18 protein-coding genes and 16 tRNA genes are annotated in these 18,597 nt (G+C 47.4%); 7 read left to right on the top strand and 27 right to left on the bottom strand.

Annotation, left to right across the window (positions count from 1 at the left end; translation table 11 throughout):
- The first annotated feature begins 97 nt into the window (after nt 1-97).
- A complete protein-coding gene (locus AC6B99_RS28750; RefSeq protein ID WP_496664827.1) occupies nt 98-913 on the top strand; it encodes an alpha/beta fold hydrolase in 816 nt (271 codons plus the stop codon).
- Between the two features lie 13 nt (nt 914-926).
- On the opposite strand, the gene AC6B99_RS28755 is transcribed toward AC6B99_RS28750, so the two are convergent.
- Nucleotides 927-1,826 (bottom strand): LysR substrate-binding domain-containing protein, encoded by a 900-nt coding sequence (locus AC6B99_RS28755; RefSeq protein WP_056040893.1) that lies wholly within the window; start codon nt 1,824-1,826, stop codon nt 927-929.
- A 226-nt stretch (nt 1,827-2,052) separates the two neighbouring features.
- On the opposite strand from AC6B99_RS28755, the gene AC6B99_RS28760 reads away from it, so the two are divergent.
- Nucleotides 2,053-2,871, top strand: coding sequence for an arylamine N-acetyltransferase family protein (locus AC6B99_RS28760; protein ID WP_056040892.1), 819 nt, complete (start codon nt 2,053-2,055; stop codon nt 2,869-2,871).
- Between the two features lie 200 nt (nt 2,872-3,071).
- Nucleotides 3,072-3,719 carry a transcriptional regulator gene (locus AC6B99_RS28765; protein WP_496664828.1) on the top strand — a complete coding sequence of 216 codons (648 nt, stop codon included), beginning with the start codon at nt 3,072-3,074 and terminating at the stop codon, nt 3,717-3,719.
- A 566-nt stretch (nt 3,720-4,285) separates the two neighbouring features.
- Here AC6B99_RS28765 and AC6B99_RS28770 read toward each other — a convergent pair.
- Both AC6B99_RS28770 and AC6B99_RS28775 read right to left on the bottom strand, forming a co-directional pair.
- Nucleotides 4,286-5,158, bottom strand: coding sequence for a sugar phosphate isomerase/epimerase family protein (locus tag AC6B99_RS28770; RefSeq protein WP_496664836.1), 873 nt, complete (start codon nt 5,156-5,158; stop codon nt 4,286-4,288).
- Nucleotides 5,136-5,945, bottom strand: a complete 810-nt coding sequence (locus tag AC6B99_RS28775; protein ID WP_496664829.1) for a phytanoyl-CoA dioxygenase family protein — start codon at nt 5,943-5,945, stop codon at nt 5,136-5,138. The genes AC6B99_RS28770 and AC6B99_RS28775 overlap by 23 nt, the downstream gene beginning before the upstream one ends.
- Nucleotides 5,946-6,237: 292 nt before the next feature.
- Here AC6B99_RS28775 and AC6B99_RS28780 point away from each other — a divergent pair, with 292 nt between their 5' ends.
- The 4 genes from AC6B99_RS28780 (at nt 6,238) to AC6B99_RS28795 (ending at nt 9,610) form a co-directional block, all read left to right on the top strand.
- On the top strand, nt 6,238-7,071 hold the full coding sequence (locus AC6B99_RS28780) for a helix-turn-helix domain-containing protein (RefSeq protein ID WP_056040889.1): 834 nt from the start codon (nt 6,238-6,240) through the stop codon (nt 7,069-7,071).
- A 54-nt stretch (nt 7,072-7,125) separates the two neighbouring features.
- A complete protein-coding gene (locus AC6B99_RS28785; protein WP_494863486.1) occupies nt 7,126-7,758 on the top strand; it encodes a hypothetical protein in 633 nt (210 codons plus the stop codon).
- An 84-nt stretch (nt 7,759-7,842) separates the two neighbouring features.
- The gene (locus AC6B99_RS28790) at nt 7,843-8,514 is read left to right on the top strand and encodes a nitroreductase family protein (protein WP_494863488.1); all 672 of its coding nucleotides are present in this window, start codon (nt 7,843-7,845) and stop codon (nt 8,512-8,514) included.
- Between the two features lie 112 nt (nt 8,515-8,626).
- Nucleotides 8,627-9,610 carry an aldo/keto reductase gene (locus tag AC6B99_RS28795; protein WP_056040883.1) on the top strand — a complete coding sequence of 328 codons (984 nt, stop codon included), beginning with the start codon at nt 8,627-8,629 and terminating at the stop codon, nt 9,608-9,610.
- A gap of 222 nt (nt 9,611-9,832) precedes the next feature.
- On the opposite strand, the gene AC6B99_RS28800 is transcribed toward AC6B99_RS28795, so the two are convergent.
- The 24 genes from AC6B99_RS28800 to AC6B99_RS28915 form a co-directional block, all read right to left on the bottom strand.
- Nucleotides 9,833-10,510: an Lrp/AsnC family transcriptional regulator gene (locus tag AC6B99_RS28800; RefSeq protein WP_496664830.1), complete on the bottom strand. Its 678-nt coding sequence runs from the start codon at nt 10,508-10,510 to the stop codon at nt 9,833-9,835.
- A 147-nt stretch (nt 10,511-10,657) separates the two neighbouring features.
- Nucleotides 10,658-12,220: an ABC1 kinase family protein gene (locus tag AC6B99_RS28805; RefSeq protein ID WP_327204949.1), complete on the bottom strand. Its 1,563-nt coding sequence runs from the start codon at nt 12,218-12,220 to the stop codon at nt 10,658-10,660.
- 126 nt (nt 12,221-12,346) lie between these two features.
- Nucleotides 12,347-12,649, bottom strand: a complete 303-nt coding sequence (locus AC6B99_RS28810) for a phasin family protein (RefSeq protein WP_056040878.1) — start codon at nt 12,647-12,649, stop codon at nt 12,347-12,349.
- Between the two features lie 295 nt (nt 12,650-12,944).
- Entirely contained in the window at nt 12,945-13,697 is a 753-nt protein-coding gene (locus tag AC6B99_RS28815) for an alpha/beta hydrolase fold domain-containing protein (RefSeq protein WP_496664831.1), read from the bottom strand.
- A gap of 217 nt (nt 13,698-13,914) precedes the next feature.
- The gene (locus tag AC6B99_RS28820; RefSeq protein ID WP_496664832.1) at nt 13,915-14,841 is read right to left on the bottom strand and encodes a hypothetical protein; all 927 of its coding nucleotides are present in this window, start codon (nt 14,839-14,841) and stop codon (nt 13,915-13,917) included.
- A gap of 134 nt (nt 14,842-14,975) precedes the next feature.
- Complete coding sequence (locus AC6B99_RS28825; RefSeq protein WP_496664833.1) at nt 14,976-15,428, bottom strand: DUF4352 domain-containing protein; 453 nt, start codon at nt 15,426-15,428, stop codon at nt 14,976-14,978.
- Between the two features lie 320 nt (nt 15,429-15,748).
- Nucleotides 15,749-15,898 (bottom strand): hypothetical protein, encoded by a 150-nt coding sequence (locus AC6B99_RS28830; RefSeq protein WP_327204948.1) that lies wholly within the window; start codon nt 15,896-15,898, stop codon nt 15,749-15,751.
- A gap of 215 nt (nt 15,899-16,113) precedes the next feature.
- The gene (locus AC6B99_RS28835) at nt 16,114-16,713 is read right to left on the bottom strand and encodes a tyrosine-type recombinase/integrase (protein WP_496664834.1); all 600 of its coding nucleotides are present in this window, start codon (nt 16,711-16,713) and stop codon (nt 16,114-16,116) included.
- A 185-nt stretch (nt 16,714-16,898) separates the two neighbouring features.
- Nucleotides 16,899-16,977: transfer RNA gene (locus AC6B99_RS28840), tRNA-Leu, on the bottom strand.
- Between the two features lie 14 nt (nt 16,978-16,991).
- Nucleotides 16,992-17,068 (bottom strand) — tRNA-Arg (locus tag AC6B99_RS28845).
- A gap of 14 nt (nt 17,069-17,082) precedes the next feature.
- Nucleotides 17,083-17,156: transfer RNA gene (locus tag AC6B99_RS28850), tRNA-Cys, on the bottom strand.
- Nucleotides 17,157-17,163: 7 nt separating this feature from the next.
- Nucleotides 17,164-17,238: transfer RNA gene (locus AC6B99_RS28855), tRNA-Gly, on the bottom strand.
- A 7-nt stretch (nt 17,239-17,245) separates the two neighbouring features.
- Nucleotides 17,246-17,320, bottom strand: a tRNA-Gln gene (locus tag AC6B99_RS28860).
- A gap of 31 nt (nt 17,321-17,351) precedes the next feature.
- Nucleotides 17,352-17,427 (bottom strand) — tRNA-His (locus AC6B99_RS28865).
- A 24-nt stretch (nt 17,428-17,451) separates the two neighbouring features.
- Nucleotides 17,452-17,525, bottom strand: a tRNA-Trp gene (locus tag AC6B99_RS28870).
- Nucleotides 17,526-17,534: 9 nt separating this feature from the next.
- A tRNA-Tyr gene (locus AC6B99_RS28875) sits at nt 17,535-17,618 on the bottom strand.
- 5 nt (nt 17,619-17,623) lie between these two features.
- A tRNA-Thr gene (locus tag AC6B99_RS28880) sits at nt 17,624-17,699 on the bottom strand.
- Between the two features lie 33 nt (nt 17,700-17,732).
- Nucleotides 17,733-17,808 (bottom strand) — tRNA-Phe (locus AC6B99_RS28885).
- Nucleotides 17,809-17,820: 12 nt separating this feature from the next.
- Nucleotides 17,821-17,897 (bottom strand) — tRNA-Asp (locus AC6B99_RS28890).
- 35 nt (nt 17,898-17,932) lie between these two features.
- Nucleotides 17,933-18,009 (bottom strand) — tRNA-Met (locus tag AC6B99_RS28895).
- A gap of 17 nt (nt 18,010-18,026) precedes the next feature.
- Nucleotides 18,027-18,102, bottom strand: a tRNA-Val gene (locus tag AC6B99_RS28900).
- A gap of 71 nt (nt 18,103-18,173) precedes the next feature.
- Nucleotides 18,174-18,248, bottom strand: a tRNA-Glu gene (locus AC6B99_RS28905).
- 35 nt (nt 18,249-18,283) lie between these two features.
- Nucleotides 18,284-18,374: transfer RNA gene (locus AC6B99_RS28910), tRNA-Ser, on the bottom strand.
- A 4-nt stretch (nt 18,375-18,378) separates the two neighbouring features.
- A tRNA-Asn gene (locus AC6B99_RS28915) sits at nt 18,379-18,454 on the bottom strand.
- Nucleotides 18,455-18,597 lie beyond the last annotated feature (143 nt).

The raw sequence follows: 18,597 nt of genomic DNA on the forward strand, positions 1-18,597 counted from the left end.
GATTATTTAATTATGACAATAGTTGTCACTATTATCTGTTATCGTTGATATGAAATCAAGTGGACTGCTATCCAAAAGAATACGAGGAGGATATAGCATGCAACATTTTCAGGACAAGGATACGGCGGCAAGAAAATATTTCAAATCGGGCAATCATACGCTCTCTTATCTCGACTTTGGCGGAGAGAGCCGCCATATACTGCTCACTTTGCATGGGCATATGAATGATGCTAGAACCTATTCGGAGCTGGCGTCCAAATGCACGGATTGGCGAGTTATTGGTTTAGACCAACGTGGACATGGCTGGAGTGAGCATCCTCAGGATAAGGATTATTCAAGGGAAAGCTATTTGGAGGATATTCTGAACCTGATTCGCATAGAGCTAGGCGGACAACCGGTCACCCTATTGGGCCATTCCTTAGGCGGAGTTAACGCTTATCAGTTTGCCGCACGCTACCCTGAGCTTGTCCATGCTGTTATTGTCGAGGACATCGGTGTCGAAATTAACGCCGACTTGTCCTTTGCCGAGACACTTCCCACGCGCTCCTCATCCCTGCAGGAACTGAGAAGATCACTTGAGCTTGCCGGCATTAAGGCAATTGATTACTTCTCAGAAAGTGTGTTTGAGGATGAAAGAGGTTGGGGATTCCGCTGCGATTTAAAAGGAATGCTCATTTCTCAGCAAAACTTAAATGGGGCTTGGTGGGACGACTGGCTAGCCTCCCGTTGTCCTATTTTGCTTATTCATGGCAAAAAAAGCTTTGTATTAAACGCAGACCAAGCCGAACTTATGGTATCGCGAAGACCAAATACAACACTTGAAGTTTTTGAACATTGTGGCCACGGTGTCCATTCGGATGATCCGCATCGTTTTTATCAAGTAGTCAGCGCGTTCCTTGCCAAAGTGTTCTAAGCTTACGCTTCACTTACATGGATTCAGTTTCTATCGGGGCCACTTCTTCCATTGTCCGATGAAAGGCCGATAAGGCAGCCTTGTTCACGTCGGTTCTCCAAGCGGTATAGAGGGGAACTGGCGGGACACTTTCTTTAAAAGGACGATAGACGACGCCGCTGCGCTGAAAGACAGCTACAGAAGACGGAACGATAGAAACGCCTAAATTCGCAGCCACCAAATTGACGATTGTATACATCTGGGTCGCTTCCTGTACGACGTTTGGATAAATGCCGTGCTTCGCACAAAAGCCTGTAATGAGATCATGAAAAGAGGCGCCGAGCTTTCGCGGAAACAATATAAACGGCTCTGATTCTAAATCATGGATAGAAATTTCCGTAAGCTTCGCTAATGGATGCTCTTCAGGCAATACGGCAACAAGCGACTCGCTTGCTAGCGTACGATAGCTAATATGCTGAGCCGGTTCGATAAAACGCAGAAACCCGATATGAATCGTTCCGTCACGCAGTGCCAGCCATTGCTCAGCAGACGTCATTTCGCATAAAGTAAGCTTGATTCTCGGATATTGGTTCCTGAACGCTTTCAAAATATGTACCAAGCTCTCACCTGCCGCTGAATCCACAAAGCCAATGACCAGTTGTCCGATAATGCCTTGGCTGGTTAACTGAGTCGTTTTAATGGATTGCTCCAATTGGGCTAATATCATTTTGGATTCCTCTAAAAAAACGGCTCCCGCTGGCGTAAGCCGAACTTGCCTCTTGTCGCGTTCCAGCAGCTTTACGCCAATTTCCTCTTCCAGCTCCTTCATTTGCTGGCTTAGGGGCGGCTGCGTCATATTCAACTTTTGTGCGGCACGGCTGAAATGAAGCTCCTCCGCCACAGCAATAAAGTATTGCAGCTTACGAATATCCACTGGCTTTCCCTCCCCTGCTCTAACTCATCTATTAACCTATAAGTATAAGGACATTTCTGGCCCAATGCGAATCCCGAAAAAACTGTATCCATACAGTTTGCAGCATTCCACATTGTTCAGGCCGCGATTTCGGTTTATCCTTTAAATAACGGATTAAGGCTCGTGAGCCTATTCCCACCTTTCCAAGCTGCGCTGCGGCTTGAGAAATCTTTTGGAGGCGCGGACAATGAACGAACTGAACGCTTTATTTCGCAAAAAAGTAGGGATTCCAGAAAGCGAGGTTATTCCTTTCGATCGCTTAGCCTACGTGCTTGAGAGATTGGCAAAAACCGTACCTTTTGAAAATTTAAATATAATTAGAAAAAGCAACGCTGTTATAACGAAAGAATATGTCATTCAAAAAATTCTAAAGGATCAAGAAGGCGGGCTTTGCTACGAAATAAATGCGCTGCTTTATCTTTTTTTGATCGAAAATGGATTTGACGCTGTTTTGACGCGCGGGGTTGTCTACAATCATGATACGCAAGCGTATTTCACGCTGGGAAGGACGCATTTAACGACTCTGCTTACTCATGAGGAGCAAACCTATCTTTTAGATTCGGGCTTTGGAGGAAATTTGCCGTTAAAGCCTGTTCCTTTAACAGGTGAAACGATTACGTCAAGCAATGGCCAATTTCGCATAAAAAAAGAAGATAGCGAGCATGGAGACTACCTTCTTGAAATGAAGCTGAAGCATAAGGATACCGATTGGAAAGTCGGCTATGCCTTCGATTCTCAAAAGCAGCTGACTGACTTAACGGAATGTAATGCCATCCGCCATATTGTATACGAACATCCAGAATCCCGATTTAATAAGCATCCATTGATCACACAAATAACAGATGATGGAAGCGTAACTTTGACCGATACTTCTTTAACACAATGGAAGGACGGCGTTTTAACAAAAGAGCAGATCGATATGGGGGACTACGAAAGGCTGCTGAAGCAGCATTTTGGAATGTCGAGCAAAGGAAGCGGTTATGGCCCGAGCTTGGAGAAACGGTGATTGAGGAAAAATGATGGATTGTTCATTTGAAAAGCTCACGATATAATAATAGCATATAGGCCGTGAAGAACACGCCGCTTCCATACATTGAACATCCTGATTGAGTAATTGGGATGGTCTGTATGGAGGCGGCTTTTGTTTTTAATGCGGAGAGTTACAAATAGACAAATCTAATTCAAGCAAAAAGGAGGAAAAACACCATGCCGCGTTTTGAGCAGCAATATCTGGATTGGATGAAGGATAATCTTGAAAATGAAACCAACCCTCGCAGGCTGGAGCTTCTTCATAAAGGGCTCGGTCATGGTACGCAAGAGTTCCTTCGGCACGTGTGGTTTCCCGCTGTCGGTCATTTTAATCACTTGCATCCTGAGTGGGAGGTGCGTGATTTCAGCAATGGCTACCGTTATCTGGATCTTGCCTATATGCCCGGTGGTGCAAAAGGCGGAATAGAAATCCAAGGGTATGGCCCCCATGCTAGAGATCTTGATGTAAGACGCTTCAAGGATTTATGTCGCCGCCATTGCCTGCTGTCACTGGATGGGTGGACGTTTCTTCCCATTGCTTATCCTTCAATCGTAGATGAGCCAAAACAGTGCCAACAGCTCGTTCTAGCTTTTATCGGGAAATTTATTGCCTCCGACGTACCTTCGACATTATCCTGGCTTGAAGCTGAAACCGTTCGGTTTGCTCGCCGCCTTTTGCGTCCAATATCCCCTTTGGAGCTCGCCAGCCATCTTAGGGTAAGTGACCGACAGGCCAGACGTATCTTGCATGAACTAGTTAAGCTTCAAATAATGGACATAGCAAGCGGCCAACTGCGCGCCCGTACTTACAAGCTTCGCTTTTAATTAAAAAATAAGCAGGACGAGGTATCATCCTGAATTTGGCGGACTCAGGAGCCGCTATTTGTTAAAATCAACGGTTTATTAAGGTGCTCGCGGACTCAGGAGCAGTTAATAGCTGCAAATTGCTAGTATTTACTTGATTATTCAGGCAATAACGGCATTCCTGTCCGCATACGCGCCCAAATGAATAAAATCGCAGAAATAGCGGATCTACAGTCCTCGAACCAAAATCAGAATGATTCATTTTACCGTAGGAGGATTGTTATTCGAAACAACAACCTCTACCTCTACCTGCACCTTGAGCATATTAGACAGTTGAGCATCGCTGAACCCAACAAGCCGCCTTTGGAAACCAATCTATCCATGTAGGATATTTCTCGAAAAGTAGGCAATGGGTTCTCAACTGTTTATTCTATCGGTGCACTTCACAAGCAACCATATGATTCAACTTCTTCATCATTAACAATAAGGTAAAAAACAGCATACAAAAAGCGTCAGTACAGCAGGTATTTCTACTTGTACCAACGCTATTTCACTATATTGCTGCAGCAACACGCTGCACCCTAGACTCAATCTAATGAATCCCACAGCCTGCGCGCCCGTTCGGCATACAGCAGCGATTCACGCCAGCGGTCGCTTAGCTCAGCTGTTGTCCCCTCGCCTTTGTCCTCACCTGTGTGGCCGGTCATCGCATAAGGCGGCGGCCCCAGCTCGCAGACGAACGGAAAGCTGTCCCCTGGCTGCGAACGCAGGAGCCATTGTTCCATCCCTTTGCGCCACCAGCGCTCAAAAAGCGGCAGCATCACCTTCGCCTCTTCATGCTCCATGCCGATTTGGATTTGCTCCCCATTCGAGATACGGGCATGAATACTGCTTGTATGCACGAGCAGTTGCTGGAGCAGCTCCTCGGCCTCAGGCCGAACGCTCCGCATTTCGCCAGCCAGCACATAATGGGAAAAATCAATCGTCAGATCCAGCTGCCCCAAATCTCGCACATAGCGGGCAGTCCGAATTAAATCCTGCGTAATCGTTCCCCGATGGGTCTCGACATAAACCGGAATACCCGCTTGACGGGACAGCTCCTTAATCGCGCCAAGCAAGCTTTCGGCTTCTATTCCCGTTACGAATGGCGTCATGACCTGTGCGTTAATGAAAGAAATGCCGCCAAAGCGCACCGCTTTTTCCAAAAAGCTTTCCATATCCGCTGCGCTTGCAGGATACGCATTAACACTCAGCTCAAGCTGATGCTGCGCCAGTAGCTCCTTCCACTCCGCTTCCTGCTCCTGATCTGGAATAAAACCATTAAGGCCGTCGAATCCGGCGCCTGCAATGCGCCTTATTTTCTCCGCTGTCGTATCGGCAGCAAAATCAGGCACCTGCTCCATGCCCCACCAGGACATCTGAACGCTGAGCTTCCGGTCAATGCGGGTAATTGGCTTCATATTCAATGCCGCACGGCCCCCCGTCCGGATTGTTCTCCCGATCGATCATGCTGCCATCCGCACGATACAGCGGGCGGTAAAAATGGCTAATATGCGTCGCAGATTCATTCGCATAATGGCATATAAAGGCGCGCCGGAACCGATCCTTCGTTTTGTTGCGGTACGACCCATGAATAAGATTGCCGTTAAAAAATAATGTATCTCCCCGCTCCATCCTTGCTGGAACCGGCTTATTATCCTTCGGCGGTTTTACAAAATGCCTTGTAAACGACTCCGTCACATCCGCCTCCTCCGGGCAGGACAGCTCATAATCATGCGTCTTCGGCACGACGAGCATGCCGCCATTTTCCTCATCCGCCGCATCAATCGCCGTCCATGCCGCAATACAATTGCCCGGCTCCACCTTCAAATAAAAATTATCCTGATGCAGCGCCTGCCCCCGCGAGCCCGGCGGTTTATAGTAGAACATGCTTTGCGCGGCGATAGGCTCCTCTTCATATAAATCCCTCAACACATCCATCACCGGCTGGTGCAGCATATAGCGCTTTGCCGTCTCATTGAAGCGGTGGGGATGCATGACCCGAGGATAACGCTTCAGCGGATCGGTCGCCTCCTCGCTCAGATCAGGCTCAAAATAACCGGGAACGCTCTGCTTGCTAATCTCTTCAAAGGTTGAATCGATTTCGGCAAGCTCCTGCTCGCTGAATAAATTTTTGACGATTACATACCCGTCACGACGGTATTGCTCCAGCTGTTCAGCCGTTAATGTCAGGGCACCAAATGTCATAAGGCCTCGCTCCTTTTTCACATAGCGGCACTGTGGCGTGCCTGATTTTTAAGGTTTAATGGGTGCTGCTTGATAAATCAAGTATAGGGCGAGAGCGCTATATGAAGGAATCAACAATCATACTGAAAACTACATCAATTATGCTATATTAAAAATAACAGCGTATATGCCCTTTTTTTCCTCCGCTTCATTTGCGCTCTACTAGCTGGTTTTCAGAGCAATAGCCAAGACGACAGCAAAAAGGTAAACTAATTGTATTCTGCAAGGCTGTTTTGGAAAGGATGGAGCCGCCATGAAGCGAAACGATTGGGACAGACGCCAGAGCAAGGATGCTGCCGAGCAGTCCGTTATTTTTGCAGGCCATTTTTCGGAAAACGATCATTATCATACGGTGCGGCCACATGGCAGAAGCGACTGGCTTATGTTTTATACGCTGCAAGGCGAAGGCTTTGCACTGACCGCTGCTTCGCGCCAGCGCTGCTTGCCGGGCGAGCTGACGCTCATTCGGCCAGGCTGCATGCATGAATATGGAACAGCGGCGGGCAAAACGTGGCAGTTTGTGTGGGTTCATTTTCCCGATGTGATAGCTGAAACGGGTCTGCTCCCCGCCACCGATCTGATTTCCTGTCCAATTCGCCAGCCCTCAGCGGGCAAGCGAATTTATCGGGCTTTTCGGCGGATATTGACCGACTCGCTGGCAAGCAGCCTGTATGGCGAATCATTATGCGAAAATGCGCTGCGCGAAATTTTGCTGTTACTGGCCCAGCAGATGAACAGTACGGCGGATGCCCGTATTGAAGAAGCGATGCATTTGCTCGCCGTTCATATGACTCAGCCGCTTTCTATTGGAGAGCTGGCTCATACGATTGGGCTTTCTCCGTCCAGATTGTCCCATCTATTCAAGGCTTCAACCGGCTATTCGATCATCGATATGCATAACCGGATGCGTGTTCGCCAAGCTGCCCTGCTGCTGGAGCATACGAAGCGGAGCGCTTCTGAAATCGCTTTTGACGTAGGCTACCAAAATTATAATCACTTTGCGGTGCAATTTAGCAAGGTTTATGGCATTTCCCCACGCGCTTACCGCAACTGGAAACAAACGCCTGATCATTTGGCACAACAATAAGTGGAAACCAAACTCTTAGAAATGGTAAAATAGGAACAGGGAAGGAGGTCAACTATGACCACGGAAAACGAAGTAAGCGAAGAGGAACAACAAAGCGAGAACCCACAAGAGCAAGAAGCGAAACAAATTATTTTGGCGGTATATGCTCGCACGCTCCAAATGCTTCAAGCCGAGTTTGAAACCTATCAGGTTGAGGGACAGATTACTAACAATCCCAACTACGGGCCCCTGTTTGCCTACCGCTTGAAAGAAGCGGATACCGATAAGGAATATGCTTGCGGCTTTTTCATTAATGAACTGCTTGAAAAGCATAAGGATGCTGAGAGGGCAAGCCAATGGCTCGCTTCCTTCTATATCGATATGATTGACAGCGGTATCAGCAAGCCGCTTCAGACACCTCCTCAGTCCGAAGACGAAGCCAAGAAGCTGATCGATGAATATATCGTGCCGCATTGCGCGAAGTCGGTTCGGGAAGAATTTAGTCCTGAGCAGGTTTATGTCGATTTGGACATGAATGAGCAAATTGGCCCGGTTATCGAAGCTGGATTCCCTGCAATTACAGATGGCAACAATGTATGTGCGATGCCTTTCGCCTACTTGCTCACGCTTCATTTAATGAATCGTGATCCAGCAGATCCGCTCGTTCATGGCCTGTACAAAATCCGTGAAGAGAACGGTTTGGAATAACAATTGACAATCGGCTCTGCCGACAATTATACTGTACATAAAAATAGTACAGTTCATCGTTCTCTTTTGGCAGCTTCATGCCGAATGGTGAACGCATTTGATCTGCGAAGAGGAGTGTCACCCTTGTCTAATTCCGAAAGTTCATTCAGCACGGTTATCCGCGAGCGCCGTTCGGTTCGCAAATACGATCCAACTGTTAAAATGACGCAGGAAGAAATTCACGATATTATCGCTGACGCGGTTCTTGCGCCATCCGGAAGCAACCTGCAGCCTTGGCGTTTTCTAGTTATTACGGATCAGGAAACGAAGCAAAAGCTGCTTCCTATTGCTTTCAACCAAGAGCAAATTGTAACTTCTTCTGCGGTCATTGCCGTTATGGCCGATTTGGAGTTTTATAAGCATGCCGAGCGCATCTATGAAAAATCAATTGAAGCTGGCTATATGACTCGTGAAGCTGCCGACAAGCTCAGAACAAATATGACAGGCTTCTATTCTAATGCTCCTGCTGAACGTCTGCTCTCCTCTGTACTCGTTGACGGCGGACTTGTGTCGATGCAGCTGATGCTGGCTGCGCGTGCCAAAGGCTTCGATACCGTACCGATGGCTGGTTACGACGTAGCGAAATTCCGTGAGCTGATGAATGTGCCTGACCAATATACGAATGTCATGCTGATTGCCCTTGGCAAAGCATCAGAGGCTGGTCACCCGACTACCCGTCTGGATGTTAATGACGTTACACATTGGAATCATTTCTAAATCAATTAGCAAAAGACCGTTTTCCACTAGAGCTGCCTAGCGACGCCTCTTATGGAAAATGGTTTTTTTTCAAATCGAGCGATTTCCTAATTCGAAAGGGGCTTAATGGAACATGGAATATACGAAACTAGGACGAACAGGCCTTGAAATATCACGGCTTGCGCTTGGCTGTATGACCTATGGGGCTCCTGATCGCGGGACGCATCCTTGGTCGTTAGGTGAGGATGCGAGCAGAACGTATATTAAGCAGGCGCTTGAGCTGGGCTTTAATTTTTTTGATACAGCAAACGTTTATTCAGATGGGACAAGCGAGGAAATCGTCGGCCGGGCGTTAAAAGATTTCGCGAGCCGCGACGACGTCGTAATCGCAACCAAGGTTCACGGCCGGATGCGCCCCGGCGCTAATGGCGCAGGCCTCTCGCGCAAAGCCATTATGGCGGAGGTTGATCACAGCTTGAGGCGGCTTGGCACCAACTATATCGATTTGTATCAAATCCATCGCTTTGACAATGGTACGCCGATTGAAGAAACGATGGAAGCGCTCCACGATATTGTAAAGGCCGGAAAAGCCCGCTATATCGGCGCGTCCTCCATGTATGCCTGGCAGTTTATGAAAATGCAGCAGGCTGCGGAGCGGAACGGCTGGACCCGCTTCGTCTCGATGCAAAACTATGTCAATCTGCTTTACCGCGAAGAGGAACGGGAAATGCTTCCCCTTTGCAAAGCGGACGGTATCGGTGTCATTCCTTGGAGCCCGCTTGCCCGCGGCCGCCTGACCCGTGATTGGGAGCAAGAGAGCGAACGCTCAAGGACAGATGAGTTCGGCAAAACCTTGTATGTCCAAACCGCAGAAGCCGATCGGAAAATCGTAGATAAAGTAGCTGAAATCGCTGGCAAACGTGAAATCCCTAGAGCGCAGGTCGCGCTTGCCTGGGTGCTGCAAAAAGACTCGATTACCGCTCCAATCGTCGGTGCAACGAAGCCCCATCATTTGACGGATGCTGTAGCTGCCCTGGATGTTAAATTAACAGCTGAGGAAATCGCCGCCTTGGAGGAGCCTTACGTTCCCCATCCCGTTATGGGCGGTCTAAGCTGACGTCAGCTTGGTTATTAGCTGCTCCATACTCTTTATAGCCCCAGTTACCTTCTATGCAAAAATAGCCCAGCAAACGCCGCCTGATGCGGGCAGTATGGCACTTTATCACGCCATATTGCTCCGCATCAGGCGGCATTTCTGAGTTCAGGGGATAATGGCTGTTTAAAATTAGTATCGAAATATCGTCGCCGTAGCTCTCGAACAATTATGCAGCTGTTTGCATTAAGCCAGTGACTCCTTGACGAACTCGGACAATAATTTTTGTTCTTTATTAGAGAGATTCTGGATCATATTAACGAACTCCGACACCAGCTCCGTAATCTCTTTACCCAGCTCCTCTTGAACGGTTTGGATGACCGTACCCAGAACCGTTCCAACAAATACGAGCAGCCCGGAATGGTCATTCGGCGTTTTATTAACAAGCAGTCGAATGACACTCTCCGACTTGCCTCCAAGTTTCTTTAAATAGGCTAGCAGCAGCCCAATAATGTAGCCGCAAAATTCAATATGGGTCGCTTTGTTAGGAATGCCATCCAATATTTTTCTAAGCAGCTCATTGATGTTCATATGATTCTTGCCGCTGAGCAATTGCTTAATCGTACTTGCAGTTGCCTCCCAGTCTCCAGGATTAACTAAGTCAGAACGCTCCTGGTGAAAAAGCTCCGCCGCCTTGACTGTCGGTGCAAACACAACCTGTGACCTTCCTGTTTCTTTTTCATTTACCTCATAGCTGCGCGATACAAAACCCATCTTCTCTATTTCCTTCAGCATGTCATAGGCTGTCCATTTGCTTACGCCTAGGGCTTTTGCTAACGTCTCATAATGTATCGGTAATGAAGTGCTTTGATACAATTCCATGAGCTGGTCTAGAAATTGTAATCGGCGTTTCGTAAGCCCCATAAATCCACCCCTATTTTCAGCCAGCAGCTGGTTGCCTCTTGTCTGTCTACCTTTGGCTGGTTTGCGGCTTAATGTTAACATCCCCTCTCAGTTCCGTCAACAAGCGTTCCAAGGCAACAGCTTGCCGTTATTTGGATCATCCTGTTGTCAGAAACGCCCAGAACGGATAATCGCATAGATCAGCCAAATAAACATAGCCAAGGTAACACCGAAGCCGATTTCTATAATAGGCAGTCCCCAAAACAGCGTTTGGGAGTGGTTTAAGGCTGCACCGACAATTAAGCCAACCATCACTAAACTAAGCGCAAGCAAGACAATACTGAAAGACAGCTGGTTGCTGATCCGATCCATTTTTTTCATGAGCGTGTCGAGCTGAGGTGATTCCACTTCCATCCGTAGTTTTCCCTTCCGTACGACGAGAGAAAGCTGTTTCAAAGTGACCGGAATGTCGCTGATCAGCTTAAAATAATCTGGTGCTTCTTCCAGCAGCCCTCTCCATATCTCCCTTGGGTCCAATTGCTCTACAAATAGTTTTTTTCCGAATGGCTCAGCAATATCAAAAATTTTAATTTCCGGATCGAGCGCAACTGCCACCCCTTCCATCGTTAGCAAGGATTTTCCGAGCAGCGTTAATTCCGATGGAATCCGAATATGATGCCGGTTGGCAACCATAAATAAATCTCCAATAGCTGTTCCAAGGCTTATCTGATTGAGCGGCACCTGATAATACTTCTCCCTCATTTCATCCACATCGGCATATAATTTACTCTGATCCACCTCATCCGGAATAACTCCCATATACGAAATGGCTCGAATGACACCTTTAGAGCTTTGATTGCGCAGGGCGATTACAAGCGAAGCAAAATGCTTTTTTGTACCGGGAGATAGCCGCCCTACCATTCCAAAATCAATCAGGGCCAGTCGGCCGTCAGGAAGTGCCATGACATTGCCAGGATGCGGATCTCCATGGAAGAAGCCATCGACTAGAACCTGATGAAAAATCGCCGTTGCCAGCCGCTCCGCAAGCCGTTTATTGTCTAATCCCATTCGTTTAAGCTGCTGCCGATCCGAAAGCTTCACTCCGTTTACATAGTCTGTCGTCATTACACGCTTCGTACAATATTCCCAATGCACCGAAGGTACAAAAATGTACGGCAGCTTCTTACTATAGGCAATAAATTTCTCTGCACTATGCGCCTCCATTGTATAGTCCATTTCCTGACGGAGCGCTTTGCTCAGTTCCTCAACAATCTCAATTAATCGATAGTGCTGGGCAAATTCAAAAGCACCTTCACCCAATTTAGCCACATCCGCTAATATATTCAAATCTGTTTCAACCAGCTTTTGAATGCCTGGACGCTGAACCTTAACGACAACCTCTGCTCCATCCCGCAGCGTAGCGCGATGAACTTGGCCAATAGAGGCCGCTGCAATCGGTGTAATGGAAAAGTTCAGAAACAAATTTTCAATCGTATCACCAAGCTCCGCTTCAATAATTTGGGTTACTTCCTCATATGGAAATGCAGACACATGGTCCTGCAAACGTTCCAATTCAACCAAAATATTTGCCGGAATTAAATCTGGCCGCGTGCTTGCAATTTGCCCCAGCTTAACAAAGGTTGGACCTAATTCCTCCAGCAATGTCCGAATGCGTTCGCCAACACTTCTAGTTTGTATCTCTTCCTGCTCCGGTTTTCGTATAAACCTCAATCTATCCCTGGCTCCGATACCATCTGATACGTATCCCAGCCCGTTTCGTGCTATCGCAGTAACAATTGTCCGATAACGCTGTAACTGCCTAATCCTTTTTCCATGCTGCAATCGTGTAGCCTCCTGTCAATCCGCGCTTTGCTCTTTCTGCTCAAGTGCATCCAGCCGTTTTTCAATTCGCTCGATATCCTCGCGGGTAGCTATTTTCCCTTCACTTAAAATAGCTCTTACTCGTTCCTGCGCCATGGCTTCAATTTGCTCACGCAGCTCTTCTCCTTTTTGAACAAGTGTATGGGTTAAGGTTTTGGATTCTTCTTTACTAACCTGTCCTTTCTGCACCAATTCATCAATCGTTTTTTCCACCTGCTCCTTGCCGGTAACAGCGATCCCCATTGCCAGTGACATAGCTTTGCTTATTGTATCTTTCATCTTCAAACAGCTCCTTTGCTTTTATAGGTTATAAAATACACAAAAAACCAAAAAACTATACAAAAAAATAGGCAACCTGCCGCACACGCCCAATTGCTTTTGCCACTTATAGTGAAACTATTTGCAGACGAGTTTTTTGGTTTTTTGTGTCTACAGATTACCATTAAAATAATAAATCGTCAAATCAATACCAGTTCCCCATGAAGCCAAGCTAACTGCCTTGCCATGGGCAACTGATACTATGAAGGGCCATGCATGCTCCAGGTCATGATTCAGTCTCGGGGCATGAGAGATATTATATGTGAGCTCTTAAAAAGTTATAAACAATATCCAGGATTTGTTTTGTCCAAAAGCCTCTACCGTGTCCGGCGCCCTTTACTTTATAAAAAGTTACGTCGTGTTGTGTCTCCTTTAACGCCTCATAGATCAAAACACTTTGGTTAAAGGGTACCGTATCGTCCTTGTCGCCATGCATAATCAAAAATGGAGGTAACATCTTATCCTTAGAAATATAAATGATAGGATTGGTCAATCGAGCTTTTTCCTTATTTTCCTGGATTGGAGCGCCGATAAGTGTAGATGCAGGCGATTCCGGCGCGTCATGGTCTGTATTGCTGGGATACTTGCTCATCTGCAACATATCAGAAGCACCATAAAAGTTGACCACAGCCTTTACCTCACTGGTCTGGTCTTGATAAAAATCCGTTTCAAATTCCTTTACACCTTCACTGACACCAACCATAGAGGCCAGAAGTCCTCCTGAAGAATCTCCCCATACAGCAACTCTTTCAATATCAACCTTATATTTTTCATGATTTGCTTTCAGATATCGGATAGCCGTCTTTACGTCCTGAATTTGGGCTGGAAATTTCGCTTCAAGAGAGTGCCTGTACTCCACACTGGCAACAACAAAGCCTATTAAGTTCGTTCCGCATCCGGATAAAAAGACATCCGAATACGGGATGATATAACATATAGAAGGACGCGTGGGCTTAAAACATAAGAGATAAGAGCCGCAAATGGTCCGCCGCGCCCTCCGATTCCTCACCGTCCTGTCGCCGCTAATTGCGCACCTACATTTTCACCGTGTTTTCACGGCGATTTAGGCGTCCGGAGCGTCCATTGGTGTTAGCGGAGCCTCGCGTAGTTAGGACGGCTAAGTCCACGGTAAAACTACGGTGAAAAGTATATGGCGTGATTTTGGCGGTGATGGAAGGCGAAAGGTCAGAACTGGGAATTACGTAGTATACAAATAGTGCAAACGATTATGAGGCGCGCCAATAGAGTGACTCCACTTGTGCGCGCTCTACGAACGCCTCCATACCGTCGATTAAGTCACGTCTGCCTGCACGTTTAAGTAGCGGGTAGAGTACAGATACGTGGCGAACGGGAACTCCGGAGACATTAAGCGGTTCTAACGATCCCCTCGCGTAATAAATGCGCAGCGAGTCCGTATGTGTGCGATATTTCTCGATCGTATTGCAACGCTTGTCACGTATTGTTTCGCGACTTAGCTTCGCATCAACCCATACTCGTCCGTTAACTACGAAGTCCGGCAAGCATCCGTTAAGGCGAAAGTCTTCGTTTACGGCTTCGCGTCCATATATAGCTACCAGGACTGCGAATAGCTTCCGCTCGAAGTTGAGTCCCATTCGTGCAGCTTTACCGCTATGTCCCCGGCTAACGAATCGGTCGTACGGCGTATTGTACGCGGATAATAGCTGCTTGAATGTTCCGTACTTCCTTATAATGTGGTAACGTAAATGCGGGAATTGCTGCGCTAATCCTTCAGCGGAAATTCCATCGAACGGAAAGCGATCGCGATACATCTCATCAATTGCATCAGTCCATAGTGCATCTTCAACCGATCTACTAATTCGGGCGAATTCCGTTTCAGATAAAGCGTACAAATCGCGTATAAACGCCGCCTGATGTTTATTTGTTACGACGTTGTAGTTATCCGTAATTTCATAGCATCGCGCTAACTCTAATTCCGTAGGAACGCCGTTAGGAGCGTAAATTCCATATTCAACAAGCCCTTGTCGATAGCTTCCGAATGTACGTACGAACCTTTTCCGGATAGCATCGTATTTCAACTCCGTATAATGCTGCCGAATTTTCGTAACGTCTATATCCGCGTCGATCATTTCATCGATTAACTGGAATAGCGCCTCTTTCTGCGTATTAGGCATACCGCAGCTACCTCCTTCGTTATTTCGTCTTATACCTACGTAGTCGTTCGCCGATTCACTTTCGCACACTTTCCGTAAAATAAAAAAAAATAAGCGGCCACTCCCCGTAAGGAATGACCGCTGTTTTGTATTTGTTATTGGAGCGAACAGTCGATCGTTGTCGTTGCTTTGAGCGCTACCCCGTCCGCAATAGAGAGGCGCAGACCACTTACGTCTTTCGGAGTTTCAAACACTACCGCGCGCTTACGTGTGAGGCCTGGATTTACCGTTTCGTATACGAGGTCTTCCGTTTCGCCTTTACGTATGTAGAAGACGCCGTCATACGTCCCGTAGGTCTTACCGTCAGCATCCGATAGTTGGAACATACTTGCGCTAATGTCGCGCGGGTCGCTGTCGTTGTTAGTAATTGATACAGTTATAATAACGAACTGATCCTCCGTTGATTCTCCGCCAAATTCAGACGCCGTCTTCAGACCGCTAACCGTTACGTCGAATTTACCTACCGTTGCTTTTTCGCCGACACTCGGCAGCTTAGGCGTAGGAGCTGGCGTGCTAGATGCGGTCGCTTCACTCGGTGACGCGAACATTATAGACTGCGAGCTAGGGCTGGGACTTTCGGGCGTATGCCGTTGCTGGTAGACCGGTGCGGTTGATTTAGAAACAACCTCCGGCTTACTACCTTCGTTTAAATTTCCGTAAGATATCACAAATACAAACATACAAACAAATACGATAAACCCTTTTTGCCAGCGCGTGTATTTCGGTATGATTTTTGGAAAGATGAATGCGACTGCAAAAATAACACCTACAATAATTGATGCGAAAAATAACGCTCCAAGCATAATAGTCCCCCTGCGATTTCCTTTTTAGGTAATACGTATATTATCGCAGGACGTAGCTTTTCCAATTAAAACATTTTCTCGATCGGACTGAATTTACGGTGTTTATCATGCACCTCACGGCTGAATAAATTAACATAGGTACGTACTTGATCAAGGGTAGCATGTCCCAACACAGCTTGAAGCGCAAACACGTCTGCTCCGTTCTGTACGCTCATCTTCGCAAAAGTGTGACGGGAATTGTGTGTGGGCTACATCGAACGTCTGTAAGGCCCGCTCTGCGTCCGTAGAATGCGACTTGTTCCTGCACCTGCCGCCTTGTTACCGGAGTGTTGTCTATTGTAACAAAGAGTGAATCATGCTCAAGTTGGCCTCGTAGCGCTACGTACTTCGAAAGTTGTTTCTTCATCAGCGCTTGAATAGGTACAAGCCGCTACTTGTTATTTTTACCGTTTACTAGTATGGTGCCGTCTTTCCAGCGGATATCACTCAACACTAAGTCCTCTAATTCCCTTAAGCGTATCCCCGTCTCCAAAAACAACATCATCACCGTAAGGTCGCGTACACCGACGAAGGTCTTCTGGTCTGGCTGCGCAAAGAGACGGTGTATTTGTTCGATTGAAAACGTCTTAATAATTGTATTCTTTTGATTCAGCAACTTTACGCATGCCATCGGCGAACGTAGCAGATAGCTTTCTTTCACAAGGAAATTAAAAAGGGTCCGAATAGCTCTCAGCACACAGTTAATCGACGTCGCTTTCTGCTCTTCGTCAAGGAGGTATAGGATTACGTTCGTTTTAATTATCTCCTCCGTAACCTTATTCGGATCGGTAGACACTTTTTGTTCGTCGAGTATCCGTTTAAATTTGCCGAGTTCCTGGCGGTAAAACCCGATTGTATGCTTACTGATATTACGTATCTTCCCGTCGCGTAAAAATAAATCGACGGCGCTGTCCCAGTCGTCCACCGCGTATATAGGCGCATGATTCGGCAGCAAGTCCGTTTGATCTAACGCGTTCTTTCGTCTAGCCATTTCGTAATTCCTCCGTCGCGATATTCGTCGAGGGATACGCTGGAGTCTACGATAAATACGATTAAAGTCGTGTGCGTTGCGTCATATCACCGCGCTTTATTATCGCGCATTACTAAACGCAAAAACGCCGACTGCACATGCGCGCAATCAGCGTTTAAATCACCGTAAAACCTTCGTTTCTTATATGCCGGCGAGAGGACTCGAACCTCCACGGTTTCCCTCACGATTTTGAGTCGCGCGCGTCTGCCATTCCGCCACGCCGGCGTTTTAAAGAATAATGGCGTGCCCTAAGAGATTCGAACTCCTGGCCTTTTGATTCGTAGTCAAACGCTCTATCCAGCTGAGCTAAGGGCACACACTATGAAATTGTGGAGGCGCCACCCAGACTCGAACTGGGGGTAGAGCTTTTGCAGAGCTCTGCCTTACCACTTGGCTATGGCGCCATAAAGATGGAGCGGACGACGAGATTCGAACTCGCGACCCTCGCCTTGGCAAGGCGATGCTCTACCACTGAGCCACGTCCGCAAAAGAATGGCTGGGGATTCAGGGATCGAACCTGAGAATGACGGAGTCAAAGTCCGTTGCCTTACCGCTTGGCTAATCCCCAACAATTAAGTATTTTTTAGTTTGAACAATAATGGGGCGGACGAGGGGAATTGAACCCCCGAATGTCGGATCCACAAACCGATGCGTTAACCACTTCGCCACGACCGCCATATTATATTGTTCAGTTTTGATTGGCAGGGGCAGCAGGAATTGAACCCACACCAACGGTTTTGGAGACCGTTGTTCTACCCTTAAACTATGCCCCTAAGGTAAACTGGTGGAGGATGATGGATTCGAACCACCGAACCCGAAGGAACAGATTTACAGTCTGCCGCGTTTAGCCACTTCGCTAATCCTCCATGAATGGTGCCGTCGAGAGGACTTGAACCCCCAACCTACTGATTACAAGTCAGTTGCTCTACCAATTGAGCTACAACGGCATGGTACAAACTTTTGTTTACCAATCATCTTAATGGTGGCTCGGGACGGAATCGAACCGCCGACACGAGGATTTTCAGTCCTCTGCTCTACCGACTGAGCTACCGAGCCAGATGTTTTAAATGGCGGAGCTGACGAGATTCGAACTCGCGGTCTCCTGCGTGACAGGCAGGCATGTTAGGCCTCTACACCACAGCTCCACATCATATTCTCGGATCATTCCGAAGGTAAAGTTTGGTTGCGGGGGCAGGATTTGAACCTGCGGCCTTCGGGTTATGAGCCCGACGAGCTACCGGGCTGCTCCACCCCGCGTCATCGTAAAAGCAATATGGTGGAGGCTGAGGGGATCGAACCCCCGACCCTCTGCTTGTAAGGCAGATGCTCTCCCAGCTGAGCTAAGCCTCCGTGTTGATTAAGCGACTTTTATATCTTACCATTTTTTCGAGCATTTTGCAAGTGTTTTTTAAAAGTTTTTTTGGTGACCCGTAGGGGACTCGAACCCCTGTTACCTCCGTGAAAGGGAGGTGTCTTAACCACTTGACCAACGGGCCATGTTAAAATTCTACCAACATACTTTAAGTAAATATGGCAGAGAGGAAGGGATTCGAACCCTCGAGACCCGGTTAGAGCCTACACGATTTCCAATCGTGCTCCTTCGACCACTCGGACACCTCTCTATAATGGCTCCCCGAACAGGACTCGAACCTGTGACAACTCGATTAACAGTCGAGTGCTCTACCAACTGAGCTATCAGGGAATATAAAACGTTACTTACAAGGTATTGCTACCCTGAAAACTGGATGCGAAAGACAAAGTCTGAAACTTTAGCGTGTTATTAGGATAAGCCCTCGACCGATTAGTATTCGTCAGCTGCACGCATTGCTGCGCTTCCACCCCGAA

The sequence above is a fragment of the Paenibacillus liaoningensis genome, assembly GCF_059609455.1.

What these genes read in the sequence shown, in the direction of transcription:
- AC6B99_RS28825 (WP_496664833.1), bottom strand. Translation starts at nt 15,428, where the DNA reads ATGTTCGCGTCACCGAGTGAAGCGACCGCATCTAGCACGCCAGCTCCT.
- AC6B99_RS28810 (WP_056040878.1), bottom strand. Translation starts at nt 12,649, where the DNA reads ATGAAAGATACAATAAGCAAAGCTATGTCACTGGCAATGGGGATCGCT.
- AC6B99_RS28835 (WP_496664834.1), bottom strand. Translation starts at nt 16,713, where the DNA reads ATGGCTAGACGAAAGAACGCGTTAGATCAAACGGACTTGCTGCCGAAT.
- AC6B99_RS28785 (WP_494863486.1), top strand. Translation starts at nt 7,126, where the DNA reads ATGACCACGGAAAACGAAGTAAGCGAAGAGGAACAACAAAGCGAGAAC.
- AC6B99_RS28760 (WP_056040892.1), top strand. Translation starts at nt 2,053, where the DNA reads ATGAACGAACTGAACGCTTTATTTCGCAAAAAAGTAGGGATTCCAGAA.
- AC6B99_RS28770 (WP_496664836.1), bottom strand. Translation starts at nt 5,158, where the DNA reads ATGAAGCCAATTACCCGCATTGACCGGAAGCTCAGCGTTCAGATGTCC.
- AC6B99_RS28790 (WP_494863488.1), top strand. Translation starts at nt 7,843, where the DNA reads ATGGTGAACGCATTTGATCTGCGAAGAGGAGTGTCACCCTTGTCTAAT.
- AC6B99_RS28795 (WP_056040883.1), top strand. Translation starts at nt 8,627, where the DNA reads ATGGAATATACGAAACTAGGACGAACAGGCCTTGAAATATCACGGCTT.
- AC6B99_RS28780 (WP_056040889.1), top strand. Translation starts at nt 6,238, where the DNA reads ATGAAGCGAAACGATTGGGACAGACGCCAGAGCAAGGATGCTGCCGAG.
- AC6B99_RS28820 (WP_496664832.1), bottom strand. Translation starts at nt 14,841, where the DNA reads ATGCCTAATACGCAGAAAGAGGCGCTATTCCAGTTAATCGATGAAATG.
- AC6B99_RS28765 (WP_496664828.1), top strand. Translation starts at nt 3,072, where the DNA reads ATGCCGCGTTTTGAGCAGCAATATCTGGATTGGATGAAGGATAATCTT.
- AC6B99_RS28830 (WP_327204948.1), bottom strand. Translation starts at nt 15,898, where the DNA reads ATGAGCGTACAGAACGGAGCAGACGTGTTTGCGCTTCAAGCTGTGTTG.
- AC6B99_RS28800 (WP_496664830.1), bottom strand. Translation starts at nt 10,510, where the DNA reads ATGGGGCTTACGAAACGCCGATTACAATTTCTAGACCAGCTCATGGAA.
- AC6B99_RS28775 (WP_496664829.1), bottom strand. Translation starts at nt 5,945, where the DNA reads ATGACATTTGGTGCCCTGACATTAACGGCTGAACAGCTGGAGCAATAC.
- AC6B99_RS28750 (WP_496664827.1), top strand. Translation starts at nt 98, where the DNA reads ATGCAACATTTTCAGGACAAGGATACGGCGGCAAGAAAATATTTCAAA.